Here is a 20,135-nt window from a genome sequence, read left to right as displayed (position 1 = left end):
ATCATGCCTTATTGAAGTCATAACAAGAAATCAAAATGTCTTTATCCTGAATACACCGTATTATGCCAGGAAATTACTGAAATACCGGATAGCCGTACCTAGCCCAAGGGTTATTTGGCGTCGTAAAGAGGATGGATGCCGAATTCGATTGCCTCTATTATGCTGGTCGTTTGGCCTGCCGTCAGTGTTATTCTGTTCCAGCGTTTATCCTTGGAGCGGGCTGTTTTATGGTGTTTGGTCGCCGGCTACTTACTTCTGCCGCCTGTGGCGGAATTCGACCTGCCATTGGTTCCAGATTTAAATAAATTATCGATTCCATCCGTCGTTGTTTTTCTGCTCTGTGTTTTTGTACTAAAAAAACGAATCTCTTTTTGGCCCAAACCTCTGTTGGGCAAAGGGTTGGTTGTTCTTTTTGTGCTTGGTGTCGTTCCCACAGTCCTAACCAACCGAGAAACATTGATTTTTGAAACGGTTCAAAACGCGGCCCCCACCGTTTTTTTTAACGCGGCGGTTCCCGGGTTGCGGCTGATTGACCTAGGGTCAGTTATCACCAACCAACTCATCGTCCTCATTCCGTTTTTTGTGGGAAGGCGATTTCTCTCTTCTGAGGAAGGGCAAAAAGAAATAGCAATCGCACTGGTCGTCTCAGCTCTGGTCTACTCCATTCCCGGACTGATCGAAATTCGGTTAAGCCCACAGATGAACACTTGGATATACGGGTTTTTCCAGCACGATTTCACACAAACAATCCGGCAAGGCGGATATCGACCGCTTGTGTTTCTTGAGCACCCCTTGTGGTATGCTCTTTTTATTTCCTACGCCCTCATGAGCGCGGCGATTTTGTACAAAGCACACGACGGAAGGTCAAAAACCCGCTTTTTGGGGATACTTCTCTACTTGTCAGTATTTCTTTTCCTGTGCAAAAGCCTTGCTACTCAACTTTATGCACTGTGCTTCATACCGTTGATCCTATGGTGCCCGTTACGTACGCAGCTTAGGGTCTGCATGTTGCTTGGATTGGTGGCGATTGTTTACCCGATGCTGCGAAATTTCGAGATTATCCCCTTGGATGCAATCATGGCGCAGGCTCAAAGCTTCAGTGAAGAACGTGCGCAATCATTGGGATATAGATTAGATAACGAAGAAATGATGTTGGCCCGCGCCGGGGAAAAACCGCTCTTTGGTTGGGGGGGCTGGGGGCGCAACCTTGTTCGAGATACACAGACAGCAGAAATCATCTCAATCCCGGATGGGCGGTGGATTATCGTCTTTGGAACGTTTGGCTGGGTTGGATATGTGGCTGAGATGGGTCTTTTGACACTTCCCCTCTTCTATTTCTGGCAGCAAATGCGTACCCAGAAACCTGAGCATGTTTCTCCTTACATAGGTGTTCTGATCATGGTGTTAACGGTTACTTTGGTGGACATGTTGCTGAACGCCACGCTGATCCCCTTTACGTGGCTTTGCTCCGGGGCTCTTCTTGGATACGCGGAACGCCTGAAAAACCCGAGTATAAATGAGGAGCAGCGCAAACTGTTTGCTGGCAACCTGGTTATGGGTCAAGGAGGTGCTCCCGAAGACCGACGTAGCTTGATGTGATGCCAAGGTTTCTTTACCGTTACAGCGCCTTAGTCGTATCAAAGCACGACTTGCAGCCCACATAAAGCGGAAGACATCTGGTACATGCTTCAAGGTTGAGGCGCGCAAATCAGCGTCAGTCCGGTAGTTTCTGTACGGATTGCATGGCTAAATCCGAGCCGCAATTTGTTTTGAATGATTAGAGTTAGACAAGGTTCAATGGTAAAATGACAATTGAGGGAAATGCGGTGACCGACAGACCTGCATCTGGCGATATTGCAATTGTCGGAATGTCAGTGTCTCTGCCCGGTGCGCAATCGGCACAGGACTATTGGCGCAACCTCAAAAACGGCATCTGCTCGATTGAGACGCTGGATGACGAGGCTATTTTGGCGGCCGGTGAACGTCCGGCCCTGCTTTCGGATCCGAACTATGTGCGGTCAGCAGCAAGGCTTCATGGGTTTGATGAGTTTGATGCAGACTTCTTTGGTTTTTCGCCAAAAGAAGCGGCTATTCTGGACCCCCAGCACCGTAAGTTCCTAGAAGTGGTCTGGGAGGCGCTTGAACAAGCAGGACATGTTCCGGAAGCCGTAAATGGCCCCATCGGCGTTTACGCGGGCTGTGGCATGGGCAGCTATTTCTATTTCAACATCTGCTCCAATGCCGGGCTTGTGGACGATGTGGGCATGTTCCTGCTCCGGCACACCGGAAACGACAAAGACTTTCTGACCACGCGCGTCAGCCATGTCTTTGACCTCAAAGGGCCTTCGGTGAACATCCAGACAGCCTGCTCAACGTCACTCGTTGCCGTCCATTATGCCTGCGAAGCACTGCGTAATGGCGATTGTGCAATGGCACTTGCGGGAGGGGTCACCATCGAGCTCCCACAAGGCCGCGGATACCTCTACAAAGAGAATGAAATCCTGTCACCAGATGGTCGTTGCCATGCCTTTGACCACCGCGCCCAGGGCACGGTGTTTGGCTCAGGCGCCGGTGCAGTCGTACTGCGTCGCCTGGAGGACGCAATTGCGGACGGGGATCATATCTGGGCGGTCATCAAAGGCTCTGCTATCAACAACGATGGTGCGGACAAGGCGGGGTATCTGGCACCATCGGTTGGCGGACAATCCGACGCTGTGCGCAAAGCGCTCAAAGCAGCCAATGTCGCGGCTGACACCGTGGACTATGTGGAGTGCCATGGCACCGGCACATATCTGGGAGACCCCATCGAAGTATCGGCGCTGACCGAAGCATATCGCGACAGCACCGAAGAAATCGGGTTTTGCCGTATTGGATCTGTCAAAACCAATATTGGCCATTTGGATACCGCTGCTGGCATTGCCGGTTTAGCCAAAACAGCGCTTGCTCTCAAACACAAGGAAATCCCGCCGTCCCTGGGCTTTGAAGCACCAAACCCGGCCATCGATTTTGAAACCTCACCGTTTAAGGTCGCAAGTGAGCTTACCCCATGGACGTCGCACAAAGGGCCAAGGCGGGGAGCCATCAATGCCTTGGGCGTTGGTGGCACTAACGCACATGCAATCTTGGAAGAGGCACCAGACCGTGGCCCATCCGAGGAAAGCGATTTTCCGTTTCATGTCCTGTGCATTTCCGGCCAAAACAAATCCGCATTGGACGCCAATACTGCGGCTTTGGCAGAGCATCTGCGGTCGAACCCAGGCCTGAACATGGCAGATGTCGCCTTTACCCTCAAAGAAGGGCGACGAGGTTTTGCCAAACGTCGTGTTGTCGTTGCGGAAACCGCGCAAGAAGCGGCTGAGGCTCTGGCAGAGATGAACCCACGCCGGGTCTTTACCCATGACCATTTGGGAGCTGCACCCGAGGTTGTGTTCATGTTCCCGGGCGGGGGTGCACAGTATGCAGGAATGGCACGCGACCTTTATGAGACCGAGCCTGTATTTGCCGACGCCGTGGATCGTGGGCTCGACCATCTTCAGAAAAGTCTGGATTACGACATCCGCCAGATCTGGTTGCCAGAAGAAGATGACGAGGCAGAGGCCAATGCCAAACTGCAAAAGCCTTCTGTCCAGCTGCCGTTGATCATGATTGTTGAATATGCGCTGGCGCAGCTCTGGATAAGCTGGGGGGTGAAACCTGCGGCTCTTGTGGGCCATTCCATGGGGGAGAATACCGCAGCCTGTCTGGCAGGTGTTTTGTCTTTCGAAGACTGCATTGATCTCGTACTTCTGCGCGGTCGGCTTTTTGACACGGTGCCTCAAGGTGGCATGCTTTCGATCTCATTGCCGCTGACGGAAGTCGAAGCGATTGTCGGTGATGAACTGGACATAGCCAGCGTAAATGCGCCCAATTTGACTGCGGTCTCCGGCCCGCAAGAGGCATTGGATCAACTGTCGGCAACGCTTTCACAAAGAGAAATCCAACATCAACGCATCCCGATCGATATCGCGGCACACAGCCGAATGTTGGACGCCATACTTGGCGAATATGGCGCATTTTTGCGCGGCTTGGATCTAAAAGCACCTCAACTGCCTATCCTATCCAACCGCACCGGCCGGACTCTCACTGCGGACCAAGCGACCGATCCCGAGTACTGGGTTGCACAACTGCGAAATACGGTACGTTTTGCGGATTGCATCGAAACTCTTGCCGCAACACCCGGTCGCGTCTTTCTTGAAGTCGGCCCTGGCAAGGCGTTAAGCTCACTTGCGCAAATGTCTCCGACCATAAAAACAGGGCAAGTGCTGAGTTCCCTGCGCCACCCTGACCAAGATGTGATGGATGATGCCTATTTCTTTGGTGTGATCGGTCGTCTTTGGGCCTGCGGCGTAGAGGCCGATTGGGCGCAGATCTGGGGCGACGCCAAGCGTCACCGGCTCCCGCTGCCGACTTATGCGTTCCAACGCAGTCGCTATTTCATTGAGCCGGGGCAAACCACACAAGTGGACGAGCTGCCCCATCCAAACCGCCAGGACGATATACGCGACTGGGGATACCGCCCCGTCTGGCGTCCCAAACTGGCGGATTGCGTGTGGGATGTTGAGCTGGATCTGGCGGACGCCAGACAAAATTGGCTGATCTTTGAAGACGACGCAGGCTTTGCGGCACCGGCGATTGCAGCGTTGCGCGCTGCGGGCCACTTTGTTGCAACGGTTAAGCCTGGCGATACCTACGCCCGTATGGCCAAAGACCACTTCATCCTCGCCCCGGAAGAAGGGCGTTTTGGCTATGAAGCCCTTCTGGCGGAGCTCGTTGAGGAAGGCCTTATGCCGCAAAAAGTGGCTCATTTCTGGCTTGTAACCAAAGCCGAGACCTACCGCCCGGGCTCTTCCTTTTTTGACCGAAACCTCGAAATGGGGTTCCACTCTCTCACCGCGCTGGCCCAGGCTCTTGGGAATGCAGAGCCGGAAGGCCCTGTGCATGTCATATCTTTCACAACCGGCGCAGCCCAGCATCGAGACGAGCCTCTGCCCTACCCTGAAAAAGCGATGATTGCAGGTCCAATGGGGGTCATGCCGCGCGAATTGCCCGGCGTGACATGTACAACGGTAGATATCGAACTGCCCAAGGTTCCCGGAACGTTTGAACAACTCTTGGGTAAAGAAAGCCCAGATCTGACACACCGCCTGTTGGAAGAACTCATTGCAGAGCCCACAGCGGATGTCGCGCTCTGGCGGGGCGACAAGCGGTTCGCACTGAACTGGCGCGCTTTGCCGCTGGATGCGGCAGACACCCCACCGATCCGCAAGGGCGGCACATATGTGATTACCGGTGGCTTTGGCGGGATCGGCCTTACCATTGCGGCCCACCTGATGCAGCACTATGACGCCAATATTGCGTTGGTCGCACGCAAGGGCCTTCCACCGCGCGAAAACTGGGAGAGCTACCTCGCCAGCCACAGCCCGGCCAATACCGTGGTCCGCCGCATTCGGGCGGTTCAGGCTTTGGAGGACCTCGGCCATGGCAGCATCCTTCCACTGGGCGGCGATGTGTCGAACAGTGGCGATATGCGCCGCATCAAAGAACACGTTGAACATGAGTTCGGCCCGGTCACGGGGCTATTCCACGGCGCAGGCCACATAAATGACGGGCCTATTCTTGCCAAAAGTGAAGACCAGATCGCCAAAGTATTTGACCCAAAGGTTGCTGGCCTTCGGGTGTTGGAACACGTCTACGCAGATGCGGCACTTGATCTTATTGTGCTGTTTTCCTCCTCATCGACAGCGACCCGCCCTGCCGGGCAGGTCGATTACATCGCTGCCAATGAATATTTGAATGCATGGGCCAAACAACAGAACGCCAAAAGCAAAGGACCGCAGGTTCTTGCCCTGAATTGGGGTGTCTGGAGCGATGTCGGCATGGCGTCTGATGCAATGGCGGCACGCCTTGGTGGCACTGGTCCAAGCGAGCGCGAGCCCAGTCCCTTGGCTTTGTTTGACAGCCAAGGCTTCGATGGGTTTGGGCAGCGTTATTTTGCTGCACAGATATCATCGGATCATTGGCTGGTTGATGAACATCGCACCAAGGCTGGTACTGCGCTTGTGCCTGGAACCGGCTATATCGAGTTTATGGCCGAGGCTCTGCGTGGCGCGGGTTATGATGGCGCATTTACCCTGGAAGACCTTTATTTTCTGCGCCCCTTTGTTGTTGCCGATGGTACGAGCCGCGAATTGGTCTTGCGCCTCATTGCTGACGACAGCGGATATGAGGTTCAGATTCTGGGCGCTGCCGAGGCCGGATTTGCACTGGTCGCAGAAGGGCGTATTCGCCTGGGAACACAACCAGCACCCGATCTGAACCTGTCCGCAATCAAGTCTCGGGTCTCGGAAAAACTGGAACCGGTGGCGGGCCGTTTACGCTCACCGCAAGAAGCACATCTTACATTCGGCCCGCGATGGCATGTGCTGTCTGAAGCCGCAACCGGAGAACAGGAAGGATTAGCGGCACTGACTTGCGCCGCATCCGCCGCCAATGATGGTTGCATCCTGCACCCTGGGCTGATGGATCTGGCAACGGGATGGGCAATGTCCCTTGCTCCAAGCTACAGGGACGATGCGCTGTGGGTTCCCGTCAGTTATGACAGTATCCGTGTGTATTCCGACCTGCCCCCGGACGTTATCAGCCATGTGCAGCTGAACCGTGCCGATGATGACGGGTTTGCCACTTTTGACATTACACTGACTGACCCCAAAGGGCGGGTCCTTGTGGATGTAAAAGGCTTCCAGATGAAACGTCTCGCGAGCGGATTTGACACAACGGCGCGTGCCACCTCCGACTTTACGGCTGAGGAATTGGGACTGGCAAAGCCCCAAACGGCAACGCCGCTGTCTGGGGAAGAGCGGCGCCTGCAGCATAATATTGCAAATGGTATCCGTGCGAAGGACGGCGGAGAAGCTCTGGAACGAGCAATTGCCGCCGGAACGGCCCAGGTTGTTGTTTCTTCGCTCCCGCTCCCGGATCTGATTGCCCAGGCCGCCCACCGAAGTGATATGCAAGGCGAGCAGCAGGTTTTTGAACGCCCGCAACTGGACACCGACTATGTCGCGCCACGCAATTCCGTGGAACAGACACTGGCGGACATGTTCGCTTCGCTCCTTGGTGTCTCGCAGGTTGGCATAGAGGACAGTTTCTTTGACCTCGGCGGACATTCCTTGATTGCCGTGCGTCTTTTTGCCCAGGTCAAGCGCACCTTTGGCGTGGAGTTTCCAATTTCAATTCTGTTTGAAGCGCCAAGCGTCCTGACGCTTGCAGAGCAGATCATCGCACGCTCTGGTGGAAATGTGACCCATGCTGACGGGGGGGAGAACACTGCTAGAGAACCCGCTGTCTCGCACAAGCATCTGGTGCAGCTCCATTCCGGCGACGGAACAGGTCGGCGGCCATTCTTCTTGGTTGCAGGTATGTTTGGAAATGTTCTGAACCTTCGCCACCTGGCGCTGATGGTTGGGCAGGACCGTCCGGTTTATGGCCTGCAAGCCAAAGGTCTGATTGGCTCGGATGAGCCGCACAGGCGTCTGGAAGATGCCGCCCGCGCCTACATCGAAGAAATCCGCACGATCCAGCCTGATGGCCCCTATTTGCTGGGTGGTTTCTCGGGCGGTGGTTTGACCGCCTATCAGATGGCGCAGCAATTGAAATCTGAAGGGGTCGACACGGCCGCTTTGGTCCTTCTTGATACGCCGCTACCCATGCGCCCGGAATTGTCTCGTCAGGATAAGGCCCTGATCAAAATTCAGGAGTTGAAATCAAAAGGCTTTGGCTACCTGCTGGAATGGGCCAAGTCCCGCATCGCCTGGGAATTTGAGAAACGTAGGGCGAACCCAGCCGAAAGCGGGCATGCTCCGGAATTCAACAACCGCAAGATCGAACTGGCCTTTCGCGAGGCAATCAGCGTCTATGAACTTCAACCCTGGAAGGGAAACATGACCCTATTCCGGCCACCGCTTGATCGCCATTGGCAGGTCAGCAACGGGAAATGGGTCTCTGCCGCGCGTGAGTATGTATTTGCAGACAACGATTGGACGCGCTGGGCTGCGAATGTGGATGTGATCGAGGTCCCTGGCGATCATGACAGTATGGTTCTGGTTCCCAATGTTTCGGTTCTTGCAGGCAATGTAAAAACGGTATTGGACAAGGCAGATCTGAAAGCGCGCGCCTCAGCCACCAAACACAAGGAGGCGGCCGAGTGAACCAGCCTCAAGCCAAGGACAAGCAATCGGTTCTGGTCATCTTACTCAACTATAAAACGCCTGAGATGACGATCAAATCTCTCCGCGCTGCGATGGCAGCAATGGAGGATCTGTCAGGCGAAATTGTGGTGATTGACAATGACTCTGGTGACGGCTCGCTTGATAAAATCCACGCGGCCGCAGAGCACGCGGGCTGGCTGGCCACCGGGCGGCTTCGGTTAATCCAGTCGCCGGTCAATCACGGATTTGGGGCAGGTATGAACATAGGCATAAACGCAGGCCTGTCCGACGGCAGCCGCCCAGCGTTTTATTATCTTCTGAACTCGGACGCCTTTTGCAATTCGGATACAATCGAAGCCCTGCGCGCCTTTATGTCGGACACACCAAAAGCCGGGATCGCGGGGTCCTATGTGCATGGCCTCGAAGGAGACCCACATTGCACCGCCTTCCGGTTTCCAACAGTTGCAAGCGAATTTGAAGGTGCCGCGCATACCGGGTTAATCACTCGGCTCCTGCCCAATGTAAGCGTGCCGATGGAGTTGCCAACCACGTCCACACGGGTGGACTGGACAGCCGGGGCCAGCTTCATGATCCGCTCTGACGTGATCCAGGACGTGGGTGGGTTTGATGAAACCTTCTTCCTCTATTTCGAGGAAACGGAATTGTGCCATCGGGCAGCACGCGCCGGATGGGAGACCTATTACGTGCCAGACAGCCGGATTGCGCATGTGGGATCGGTGTCGACAGGAATGAAGTCGTGGACCCGAACGCCCAGCTATTGGTTTAATTCGCGTTGGCATTACTTTGTGAAGCTCCATGGGCGGGGATACGCTTTTACTGCAACACTTGCCCTTCTGGCTGGAAATGCGATTTACGGGTTGCGTCGTATTTTCCAGACCAAACCACAGATGAACCCCGATAGATTTTGCCGCGACCTCTTGGCCCATATGTGCCAGCAGCTCCGTCCAAAACATGAATTTGAAACGCGCCCCCTATCGTCTGAGCCGAAGGAGCCGAAATGACACATTTTTCCGCCGTTTTGATTGGTAATGAATCGCTTTTGATTGGCTGTGCGGACCAGGTTCTGGCGCGTGGTCACAAAATCCGCGCGGTGGTGTCGGAGCAAGCGGACATTGCCGTTTGGGCAGCTGGCAAGGACATACCTGTGCTCGCCCACCCGGCTGAGATTACCGAAGGGTTTGATTGGCTTTTGTCCATCGCAAACCTGCGGATGATCCCCGAAACAGTACTGAGCCGCGCAGCCTGCGGAGCGGTCAACTTCCACGATGGCCCCTTGCCCGCCTATGCCGGTTTGAACACGCCCAATTGGGCCTTGATCAACGGTGAGCCCCAGCATGGTATTACCTGGCATGTCATCGAAGGCGGAGTTGACGAAGGGGATATTCTGGCTCAGCGTATGTTTGAAGTCGCCTCAGATGAAACGGCATTCAGCCTGAACTCCAAATGCTATGCCGCTGCGATGGATAGCTTTCCGGACGTGCTTGCGCAATTGGAAGCCGGTGAACTGAAACGGCAACCACAAGACCTGAGTCTACGCCGGTATTTTGCCAAGGCGGATCGGCCTTTTGCAGGGGGAACACTTGATTTTAACAAGCCTGCTGCAGATCTGGCGCGCCTTGTACGCGCCTTGGACTTTGGAGAATATTGGAACCCTCTCTGTGCGCCCAAGCTAATCTTTGACGGCCAAGTTCTTATTGTCGGCGAAGCGAAAACGGCAGAGGCCACAGGCGCGCCGGGCACCGTTGTTCAACTAGAAAGAAGCTCACTCACAATCGCCTGTAAAGACGGAGCGATCCGCCTGTCTTCCGTAACCCGACCGGACGGCAGCAGTTTGGACCTGAGCAAGCTCGTCACAGAAGGCGCAACGCTGGCTGTGCCTGACGGTCCTGCGCTTTCTGAAATAGATGCAGCGCTCAAGGCCGCCCAGAACGGTGAACATTATTGGCGCAAAGCCCTTGCCAAGATGCAGCCACTTCCAGTCCCTTTGGCAAAAGAAACCGGTTCAGAGGGGTGGATTACCGAAGCGATCACTGTCCCGACCGGGCTAACACCGGCGGAAATTGCAACTGCAACCTCCGCTTGGGCGCTACTGAGTGCGGGCGAGGAATTTGGTGACATCGCTTTGCGGGTGTCGAGAATGACCGATGTTCCTGGATGCGTCACAGATTGGGGACCACTGCAAACACGGCGCGACGAAGCATTCTCAGACGCGGTTTCCCGCATCGAAAACGAGATCGAAAAAGCGCAGCGGTTCGGCGGCTTCCCTTGTGATCTGATCGCCCGTGCACCTGACGTTTCCCCGCAGGGTGTACCGCCCGTTGCGGTTTCACTGGGCGTAGAAGGTCCTGTTTCAGGCGCGCTTTTAACCCTAACCGTCATGGAGGGATCCGCCACCTTACATTGCGACGCTCACACATTGGACCCCAGCTCAATCGCCCTGCTAAAATCACGGCTTGAGCTCGTTTTGAATAATGTGGCAGCGCATGGAGCCAAGGCAATCAAGACCTTGCCCATCCTGCCAGAAGCAGAGCGCAAACTGGTTTTGGAAGACTGGAACCAAACTGCCTGCGATTATGCGCCGGATCTGACCATTCATGCCGCGTTTGAGGCGCAAGTCTCAAAAACACCAGATGCAATTGCCTTGGTTTTTGAAGGGCAGAGGCTGACATATGGCCAACTGAACGCACGTGCCAATGCCGTGGCCCAGCGCCTTCAGGATATGGGCGTCAAGCCGGGCGCTCATGTGGGGCTATTTATCCGCCGCTCGATGGATCTGGTGGTCGCAGCCTACGGTGTGCTTAAAGCAGGTGGAGCCTATGTGCCTTTGGACCCGGCCTACCCCGCCGACCGCATTGCCCATTACGTCAAGGACAGTGCGGCCAGCGTCATTATCACCCAGACGGCTTTGGCCGACAGCCTGCCGCAATCCGGCGCGTCTGTTTTGGACATCGCCTCGCTCTCAGACGCGGAGCTGGACACCAACATTAATGGCGGCGCGACTGGCGAAAATCTCGCCTATCTGATCTACACCTCTGGTTCTACCGGCCTGCCCAAAGGGGTGATGGTCAAACACGTAAATGTCTCTAACTTTTTTACCGGAATGGATCAGCGCATCCCATTCCAGGAAGGCGACAGCTGGCTGGCGGTCACTTCTCTCTCTTTTGACATTTCGGTGCTGGAACTTTTCTGGACCTTGTCGCGCGGTCTCAAACTGGTTCTGTCCAGCGATGAAAGCCGTCTGGAACTGTCCAACGGTCCTATCGCGATGAGCGACCGCAAAATGGAGTTCAACCTGTTCTATTGGGGAAATGATGACGGTGCGGGCCCCAAGAAATATGAACTTTTGCTGGAAGGTGCAAAGTTTGCCGACAAGCACGGCTTTAATGCGGTCTGGACGCCAGAGCGCCACTTCCATGCCTTTGGCGGCCCCTACCCCAATCCATCTGTGACCGGCGCAGCCGTTGCGGCCGTGACCCAAAACATTGGCGTGCGGGCGGGCTCCTGCGTCGCACCGCTGCATCACCCCGCGCGTATCGCCGAGGAATGGGCCGTTATCGACAATCTGACCAACGGGCGCGCGGGCATTGGGTTTGCTTCAGGCTGGCAACCAGATGATTTCATTCTGCGGCCGGAGAATACCCCCCCGGAAAACAAAGCTGCCATGTTTGAAAGCATCGAAACCGTTCGCAAGCTCTGGCGCGGTGAGGAGGTCGCATTTCCACGTAAAGACGGCGGTGAACACAGCGTTCTGTCGCAACCTCGACCGGTGTCAAAGGAGTTGCCCGTGTGGGTCACCACCGCAGGCAATCCTGAAACCTGGCGCGAGGCAGGTAAGGTTGGCGCAAACGTTCTCACCCACCTTTTGGGGCAAAGCATTGATGAAGTCGCGGGCAAGATCCGCATCTATCATGAGGCCCTGCGCGAGGCGGGCCATGATCCGGCAAATTTTGCAGTCACTTTGATGTTGCATACCTACCTGGCCGAAACCCGCGAACAAGCCCGCAAGATCGCGCGCGAACCAATGAAGGACTACCTGCGTTCAGCCGCTGGCCTGATCAAGCAGTACGCCTGGGCCTTTCCGGCGTTCAAACGCCCCGAAGGTGTGAAAAATCCGTTTGAAATGGACCTCGGCAGTCTCTCCGGCGAAGAGCTGGAAGCCATTTTGGATTTTGCCTTTGAACGCTACTTCGAAGAGTCTGGTCTCTTTGGAACCATCTCCGATGCGGTTCAACGTGTTGAGGAGCTGAAACGCATTGGCGTGGATGAGGTTGCCTGCCTGATTGATTATGGCATTGCGCCTGACGTGGTGCTTGACGGACTGATCCCCTTGGCCGAAGTCCTTCGTCTGTCCAATGCACCGCAGGAACTGGCCGCAGATGACTTCTCACTCGCTGCGCAGATGATCCGGCACAATGTAAGCCACATGCAATGTACCCCCTCTATGGCACGCATGATCACCATGAATGACGAAGCGCGCATGGCAACGGGCCGTTTGCAACATCTTTTGGTCGGAGGCGAAGCATTGCCAGGCGATCTGGTGGCCTCTTTGCGGGAAAACACACATGCCAGAATCCACAATATGTATGGCCCGACCGAGACCACGATTTGGTCCACGGTCCAGACGCTGGACGATGTTCCATCCGGTGTCGCGGACATAGGGACACCTATCGCAAATACCACTATTCTGGTTGTGGATGACGGCGGACGCCCGCAACCAGTTGGCGCCCCCGGGGAGCTGTTGATTGGCGGCGCAGGTGTCACGCCTGGCTATTGGCAACGCACTGAAATGACAGCTGATCGTTTTGTCGAAGTGCCTGACTTGCCCGGTACTTTCTACCGCACTGGCGATCTGGTGCGCTGGCGTGCAGATGGGCGTATCGACTTTCTTGGTCGCACAGACCATCAAGTCAAGATCCGCGGTCAACGGATCGAACTGGGGGAGATTGAGGCCGCTTTGGCTGCCTTCCCGGGCGTAACGGCCGCCGTTGTCATGCCTCGCAAAATTGGTGAAGGCGAGCGTTTGGTTGGCTATGTCACCGCGTCTCAGCCGATTTCTGAAAGTGCCGCCAAACTGGCTTTGTCCGAGAAACTGGCCGAGGTAATGGTTCCGGCGCATATCGTAACGCTAGATGCATTCCCACTCACCCCGAATAAGAAAATTGACCGCAAAGCCCTGCCGGATCCCAAGCCTGAACGCATGGCACAAGCCTCAGCGATTGCCCCTTCTGAAGGGGCACAGGCACAAATTGCAGCTATCTGGTCCCGTATCCTTGGCGTTTCGGATGTGAGCGCGCAAGATAACTTCTTTGCCCTGGGCGGACATTCATTGTTGGCGGTTCAGGCCCACCGGGAAATCCGCGAAGGTCTCAGCGTGACCAAACTTTCGATCACGGACATCTTCCGTTTTCCAACTTTGTCAGGTCTTGCGGATCATATCGACGGGCTCAACGGCGGGCCGCAACCTGCCGCTCCCCAGATGGATGAGGAAGCGGAAGCAGCACGGGCGGATCGAATGTCCAAACGCCGCGCAATGCGCGCAAACAGAAAGACCCGCGCGTGATTCAAGCAGTGCTCTCGGATCTGACGACTGCGCGGCTGAAGCTCGTTCAGCCACTCTTTGGCGCGGGCGTATGTGCCTGCGTCAGGGACCCGCAAACTCCGCAACCGGAACCGCTGCCGAGCGAAGCGGCGGGCGTATCTGCCCGTGCCGTTGAAAAGCGACAACGGGAGTTTGCGGCTGGACGCGCAGCAGCACGCGCAGCCATGATCGAACTTGGATTTCCAGCACAAGCCATTCCGGTGGGTGCAACCCGCGCTCCGGTTTGGCCCTCCGGATTGGTCGGCACCATCACCCATACCAAAAGCTGCGCCATGGCGGCGGTCGCACGGGCTGATCACTATGCGGGGCTTGGCATAGACGTCGAAGAAGACACCCCACTCAAACCTGATCTTTGGGACGCGATCTGCTCCTCTGATGAACAGGCTTGGATGCGGTCGCAAGGCGATCCAGGCCAGATGGGCAAACTGATCTTCTCTGCCAAAGAAGCCGCATATAAATGCCAATATGCGCTGAGCGGAAAATATTACGGGTTTGAAGGGATGGAGCTGGAAATCGACACCCACACGGAACGCTTTCTGGCGCGTTTTACCGCGGATCAGCACCCGTTTTCAGTTGGCTATGAAATCGCCGGACGTTTTGCGATCGGGGCTGGCATCATTATCACAACCGCTGAACTGCCTCGGCCAAATGCGGACCAATTAACGCAGGAGATGTGATGACCAGACGACGTGCCATTCTCGGTTTTCTTGCATTGATGCCGATGGGGTCATTTCTTCCCCCTGTACATGCAGCACCGTTCCCGGTGCCGCCGCTTCACGCGCCTGACGCGCCTATGTCCGTTTATCACCTGGGGCACTCCCTTGTCGGACCTGTCATGCCACATATGCTCGCGCAGCTCGCACCTGCGGGGCACAGCTGGAACAGCCAATTGGGGTCTGGCACTTCGCTCAAGGAACATTGGGAACCCAAACTTGCCATTCGCGATTTTGAGATCACCAACCACGCACCAATCTATCGCGATGCCCATGAAGCCATAGGTTCAGGCGACTATGATGCAGTGGTTCTGACAGAGATGGTCGAATTGCGGGACGCAATCAAATATTTCGGATCCGCAAAATATATACGTCGTTGGGCAAATCTTGCACGCACTGCCCCCACGCCGCCGCGAACATACCTTTATGAAACCTGGCACAATCTGGACGATCCAGACGGTTGGCTAGACCGCCTGGACGCGGATCTGGACAGTTTGTGGCTTGGGCGTGTCCTTGGTTCTGACAGCCGGAGAAACCCCGACAATCCCGTTTACCTGATCCCAGCTGGACAGGTTATGGCAGCGGTTGCACGCGCAATTGAAAAGGGAGAGATCGACGGTGTTGCCTCGCACGGCGCTCTCTTTTCCGATATGATTCACGTGAACGACTTGGGGGCTTATGTCGTGGCGCTAACCCATTTTGCCGTACTTTATCACAAAAGCCCCGTGGGCCTTCCGCATAAGCTCAGCTTGCCGGATGGAACCTCGGCCAAGGCGTTCTCAGAACCAGCTGCGCGGTCCATCCAAGAGATCGTCTGGGACGTGGTCAAAGCACATCCAAGAACAGGCCTCTCCGTTTCCGAGGTCAGCCAATGATTTTTTCGGATGTTCTGGCGTCACTTGTCTTTGTTGGCCACTCGCTCTTTGGGCATGACAATCCGCAGATGCTGGACCAGCTTCTCGACACGGCCCAACCTGCCCAAGTCGAAGCCCAAATCATCAACGGCGCTCCACTTAGTTATAATTGGCAGCATGCAGCCAATGCCGAGGGGATAAATGCGCGCGACCGGCTGGCACAAGGTGTGGACGCAGTCATTGTGACCGAAGCAATTCCGTTGGCAAACCATTTGAAGTGGAGCAATACCCGCGAAGCTGTCACCCAGTTTTATGAGATTGCCCGTGGCGCCAATCCGGATGTTGAATTCTACCTTCAGGAAACATGGCACAGTCTGGACAGTGGAACGGGCGTTGCGATCTCCTTTGATGACGGAATGAGTATCCCTTGGCGTGAACGCCTTGCACAGGATCTGGCGCACTGGCACGCCGTTGCTGACGATGTGAGCGCCGCAACCGGTGGCACCGTTCATGTGCTGGAAGCAGGACAAGCGATGGCGCGCCTTGATGATGCGATCATTGCCGGAACCGTCCCCGGATTGACAAGCATTCGCGATGTTTTCTCAGATGACATCCACCCGAACGACATTGGTTTCTACTATCTGAGCCTGTTCCAATACGCCGCTCTGACCGGCAAATCACCCAAAGGTTTGCCATACCAGCTGAGCGATCACTGGGGACAAGATTATCAGGCACCTCCCCCTGCGCTCGCCGAGCGCTTGCAGGAAATAGCCGAACGGGCAGCGCGAAATGATGAACTCCGCACGGCCCTGCCACCCGAACCGCAGCCTTTGCCTTTGGACCCGGGACCGATACGCCTCAATCAGGACCGAAATGCGACACAAGCTGCCGCGCAAAGAAAGGTCCAACAACCCATCGCGATAAACCTGACTGCAATTGCTGACTGGTCTCCACAAGCGCCGTTCCTGGATCATTTCAAAACAGCGCGTGCTTGGATCGGCCACCTACCCAGACGCTGGGGGGGCTTCTCTGCCGACGAGCTCCGCGACAAAGGTTACCTGGACCCGGACGGCTGGCCCATCGCCCTCCCAAAGGAGCTGGGCTCGATCGGCACCGTTATCTTGGCGGATCTGCCTGAGACCGCACGCAGTCTCGCCGGGCGATATCGCTTGCGCTTTGAAGGCGACGGTATTGTCGAAGTGTCCGGACGTGCCGAAAATGTGCGCTATGCCCCAGGTGAAGTCTGGTTTGACTACACCCCTGGCCCCGGGATTGTCGAAATTCGAATTCAGCGGACAGACCGACAGGGAACCGGTGACTACGTGCGCAATATCACGGTTGTGAAACAGGAACATCTGGATGAGTTTGACGCAGGGCGCTTGTTCAATCCGCGATGGCTGGATGTGCTGGAAGGTTTTGAAGTCCTGCGCTTTATGGATTGGATGCAGACCAATGACTCGGAGCAAACCGGCTGGGAAGACCGCCCGCTGGTCGACGATTACAGCTGGGCACTGAAAGGCGTCCCTGCCGAAGTTATGATCCGCCTGGCAAATGAGCTTGGCATCGCGCCGTGGTTTTCCATGCCTCACAAAGCAGACGATGTTTACATGCGCAATTTCGCGCGGCTGGCGCATCAACTTCTGGACGAGGATCTGCGGCTTTACGTGGAATACTCCAACGAAGTCTGGAACTGGCAATTTGCCCAAGCCCAATGGGCCGAGGTCGAAGGTCGCAAACGCTGGGGCGGCGAAAATCTTTGGATGCAATATTACGGGACACGGGCTGCGGAAATGGCCCTGTTGTGGGGTGAGGTTTTCTCGGGCGATGCAACGGATCGTCTGGTGCGCGTGATCGCCACCCAAACCGGCTGGCTGGGTCTGGAAGAACAACTGCTGGAAGCACCCTTGTGGCGCAGTGAGGATCCTCGCCACGGAAGACCGGCCGATTATTTCGACGCTTATGCTGTTACTGGATATTTCGGGGGCGTTCTTGGGCGCGATGACTATGTGGATGTGGTGCGGGCATGGATCGCCGACAGTCGTGCACGCGCAGATGAGGCCGGACGCCAAAAGGGGTTAATTGGCGCGGAGCTGCGCGCCTTTGTACGTGAACACCAATATGACATCGCCACGGCCCAGGCGACCGCCGAGTTGCGCGATGGGCTGATATCAGGCCAGGCAGCTGATACGCTTGCGGACCTGCTAAACCGCATCCTGCCCTATCACGCCGAAGTCGCAGAGACCTATGACCTCGACCTGATCATGTATGAAGGTGGCAGCCATATCGTCGGGGTCGGCCCACATGTGGAGGATGAAACGCTGACCGACTTCTTTGTCCACTACAATTACTCCGAGGATATGGGAGCGCTTTATCAGGAGCTTTTGGCAGGTTGGAAAGAACTGGGGGGCACCCTGTTTAACGCCTACGCAGATGTCTACACGCCCGGACCATGGGGCAGCTGGGGCGCATTGCGAACACTGACGGATGAAAACCCGCGTTGGGCGGTGCTGGAGGCCGCAAAATGACCGGCACTTGTGGTCTCAGTGTGCTGATCCCCGCCCACAACGAGGCCTTAGAAATTGCGCAATGCCTTGACGCGGTTTTTGCCTCGGACCCGTTGCCGGATAATGTCAGCGCCGAAGTTCTTTTGCTGGCCAACGGATGCACGGATAACACGGTCGCGCTGGCGAAGGCCCATCCCGTTCAGCGAAACTGGTCCATGAAGATTGTGGAAATTGCCGCCGGCGGTAAATTGAACGCCCTGAACCAGGGCGACAAGATGGTTCAAGGACACGTGCGGATCTACCTTGACGCTGATGTGCGCGTCTCTCCACCGCTGATCGCAAATCTCTACAACTGTCTGACTATGGATGCGCCGGCCTATGCCTCTGGCCAACCAGACGTGATCGCGGGAAAATCACTCGTCAGCCGCGCCTACGGCCACATTTGGAGACAGCTTCCCTTTGTCACCCACGGGGTGCCGGGCTTTGGCCTTTTTGCCATGAACACGGCTGGGCGCGATCGTTGGGAGGACTGGCCGCAGATTATCGCCGATGACACCTTTGCACGGCTGATGTTTGCACCAACCGAGCGCCATACGGTTGCCGGGTCTTACCAATGGCCTCTGGTTCAGGGGTTTCGAAATTTGGTCCGTGTCAGGCGGCGGCAAAACGAAGGCGTGAACGAGATCGCGCACAAGTACCCGTCGCTACTGGATAATGACGATAAATTTGCGCCTGACCTGATTGAGGTGATGCGCCTCTTTGCGACCGCCCCATTCGGGTTTCTGGTGTATGCGGCCGTAACCCTTGCGGTCAAAACGCCGCTTTTTCAGAGTAAAACGCGCTGGACACGCGGGCGCTAGGGAATAACCGCCCGGAAATGATCCGCAAGTTTGGCGGCCTCTAAATCACTGTCATGGCGCAGCAAAACACGCGTGCGTGCTGCTTTGCCCATTTCGGCCCGCTTGTCCGTCGAGGATTTATCCAGCTGTAATATTGCATCTGCCAGTTTGTCCGCATTCCCCGCCGGCACCAACCACCCAGTCTCGCCGGGCACAACCAGTTCGGGTGTTCCCGCAATATATGTTGCAATCACCGGACGTGCCGCAGCCATGGCTTCCATCACAACCATTGGCAAGCCTTCCGCAAAAGACGGCATGACCAAAGCATGTGACTTGGCCAATTGGTCACGCACGCCGCTTTCGTCCAACCATCCGGTCAGCGTCACGTTATTCTGCAACCCCAGCTTTTTGATCTCCGCCTCCAGGTCGGCACGCATCTCCCCGTCCCCAATAAGGAATAACTGCGCATTTGGCTGCCGCTCGACCACCTGTGCCATTGCCTGAACCAGAACCAACTGGCCCTTCTGCTCCACGAAACGGCCTATGGCAGCCAGCCTTAAATCTCCCCCCGGCATCGGAGCAGGTTCTGCAAACTTGGCAGGTTCGATTCCGCAGTGCACAACTTTGATACGCTCCCAGGCATCAAACGCCGCCCACCTGCTCAACTGGCTGCGTCCGAAGCTGCTGATCGCAACCGTAAAAGCCGATGCATTCACTTTGCGCCCCAAGGACAGGGACTGCGGGGCGTCAAACTCTTCCGGTCCATGTACGGTGAAGCTGAAGCTTGCCCCCCCAAGTGAGCGTGCCAGCATCGCAACGGCTGCCGAGTTCGTGCCAAAATGCGCATGCATATGCTGGACACCTTCGGCAAGGCAGCGCTGTTTAACCCACGCCGCTTCGCCAAGATAGATCAGATGCCTAAGCACACCAGCCGGGGAACGACGCCCCATCGTAATCGCATCTTTCAAAGCTGACAGAAAGCGTTTCGGTGTCACCATTTCGCGGAACAAGGCGCTGGCCAGCGCCCGGCCTCCTGCAGCCAGTACATACTGGGTCCGCTCCGCCTCCGCTATATCTGCGCCATCCGCCAACGGTGCCTCGCTAGGGCGCATTGCCAAGCGCAGGATATCAAATCCTTGCCGCTCCAAAGCGTGTAGTTCCCGCCGGATAAAGGAATGGGATGGCTGCGGATAAGTATTCAGAACATATGCAATTTTCAAATCTACAAGCCTCAGGCGGTGTGTTGTTACCGGCAAGCTACCCCGAGACCGCGAAAGGTGCAAAATTTTGCGCCGCGCTCATCGTGGAATTCATGCAAATATTCGCATTTTCGATTGAAATGTTCCAGAAACCAAGTCA

9 protein-coding genes are annotated in these 20,135 nt (G+C 55.9%); 8 read left to right on the top strand and 1 reads right to left on the bottom strand.

The features are described 5' to 3' along the window. The first annotated feature begins 135 nt into the window (after positions 1–135). The 8 genes from ACXAEW_RS10435 to ACXAEW_RS10400 all read left to right on the top strand — a co-directional run bounded on the left by ACXAEW_RS10435 (position 136) and on the right by ACXAEW_RS10400 (position 18,797). Complete coding sequence (locus tag ACXAEW_RS10435) at positions 136–1,599, top strand: hypothetical protein (protein ID WP_474941260.1); 1,464 nt, start codon at positions 136–138, stop codon at positions 1,597–1,599. Positions 1,600–1,805: 206 nt separating this feature from the next. Next, positions 1,806–8,246: a type I polyketide synthase gene (locus ACXAEW_RS10430; protein ID WP_474941259.1), complete on the top strand. Its 6,441-nt coding sequence runs from the start codon at positions 1,806–1,808 to the stop codon at positions 8,244–8,246. Further along, positions 8,243–9,268 (top strand): glycosyltransferase family 2 protein, encoded by a 1,026-nt coding sequence (locus ACXAEW_RS10425; protein ID WP_474941258.1) that lies wholly within the window; start codon positions 8,243–8,245, stop codon positions 9,266–9,268. Before ACXAEW_RS10430 ends, ACXAEW_RS10425 begins: the two co-directional genes overlap by 4 nt. Then, the gene (locus tag ACXAEW_RS10420) at positions 9,265–13,827 is read left to right on the top strand and encodes a MupA/Atu3671 family FMN-dependent luciferase-like monooxygenase (RefSeq protein ID WP_474941257.1); all 4,563 of its coding nucleotides are present in this window, start codon (positions 9,265–9,267) and stop codon (positions 13,825–13,827) included. The genes ACXAEW_RS10425 and ACXAEW_RS10420 overlap by 4 nt, the downstream gene beginning before the upstream one ends. Beyond that, positions 13,824–14,543, top strand: a complete 720-nt coding sequence (locus tag ACXAEW_RS10415; RefSeq protein WP_474941256.1) for a 4'-phosphopantetheinyl transferase family protein — start codon at positions 13,824–13,826, stop codon at positions 14,541–14,543. The genes ACXAEW_RS10420 and ACXAEW_RS10415 overlap by 4 nt, the downstream gene beginning before the upstream one ends. After that, complete coding sequence (locus ACXAEW_RS10410) at positions 14,543–15,454, top strand: hypothetical protein (protein WP_474941255.1); 912 nt, start codon at positions 14,543–14,545, stop codon at positions 15,452–15,454. The genes ACXAEW_RS10415 and ACXAEW_RS10410 overlap by 1 nt, the downstream gene beginning before the upstream one ends. Next, on the top strand, positions 15,451–17,958 hold the full coding sequence (locus tag ACXAEW_RS10405; protein WP_474941254.1) for a hypothetical protein: 2,508 nt from the start codon (positions 15,451–15,453) through the stop codon (positions 17,956–17,958). The genes ACXAEW_RS10410 and ACXAEW_RS10405 overlap by 4 nt, the downstream gene beginning before the upstream one ends. Next, complete coding sequence (locus ACXAEW_RS10400) at positions 17,955–18,797, top strand: glycosyltransferase family 2 protein (protein WP_474941253.1); 843 nt, start codon at positions 17,955–17,957, stop codon at positions 18,795–18,797. Before ACXAEW_RS10405 ends, ACXAEW_RS10400 begins: the two co-directional genes overlap by 4 nt. Here the strand turns inward: ACXAEW_RS10400 and ACXAEW_RS10395 are convergent. Continuing rightward, positions 18,794–19,996, bottom strand: a complete 1,203-nt coding sequence (locus ACXAEW_RS10395; RefSeq protein ID WP_474941252.1) for a glycosyltransferase family 4 protein — start codon at positions 19,994–19,996, stop codon at positions 18,794–18,796. The two genes, ACXAEW_RS10400 and ACXAEW_RS10395, sit on opposite strands and share 4 nt — an antisense overlap. Positions 19,997–20,135 lie beyond the last annotated feature (139 nt).

The sequence above is a fragment of the Epibacterium sp. ABZ3_068 genome (genome assembly GCF_056159265.1).
The sequence above is the reverse complement of the archived record's forward strand: the minus strand, read 5'-3'. Positions and strand labels throughout refer to the sequence as shown.

What these genes read in the sequence shown, in the direction of transcription:
- ACXAEW_RS10435 (WP_474941260.1), top strand. Translation starts at nt 136, where the DNA reads ATGCCGAATTCGATTGCCTCTATTATGCTGGTCGTTTGGCCTGCCGTC.
- ACXAEW_RS10430 (WP_474941259.1), top strand. Translation starts at nt 1,806, where the DNA reads ATGACAATTGAGGGAAATGCGGTGACCGACAGACCTGCATCTGGCGAT.
- ACXAEW_RS10420 (WP_474941257.1), top strand. Translation starts at nt 9,265, where the DNA reads ATGACACATTTTTCCGCCGTTTTGATTGGTAATGAATCGCTTTTGATT.
- ACXAEW_RS10410 (WP_474941255.1), top strand. Translation starts at nt 14,543, where the DNA reads ATGACCAGACGACGTGCCATTCTCGGTTTTCTTGCATTGATGCCGATG.
- ACXAEW_RS10405 (WP_474941254.1), top strand. Translation starts at nt 15,451, where the DNA reads ATGATTTTTTCGGATGTTCTGGCGTCACTTGTCTTTGTTGGCCACTCG.
- ACXAEW_RS10400 (WP_474941253.1), top strand. Translation starts at nt 17,955, where the DNA reads ATGACCGGCACTTGTGGTCTCAGTGTGCTGATCCCCGCCCACAACGAG.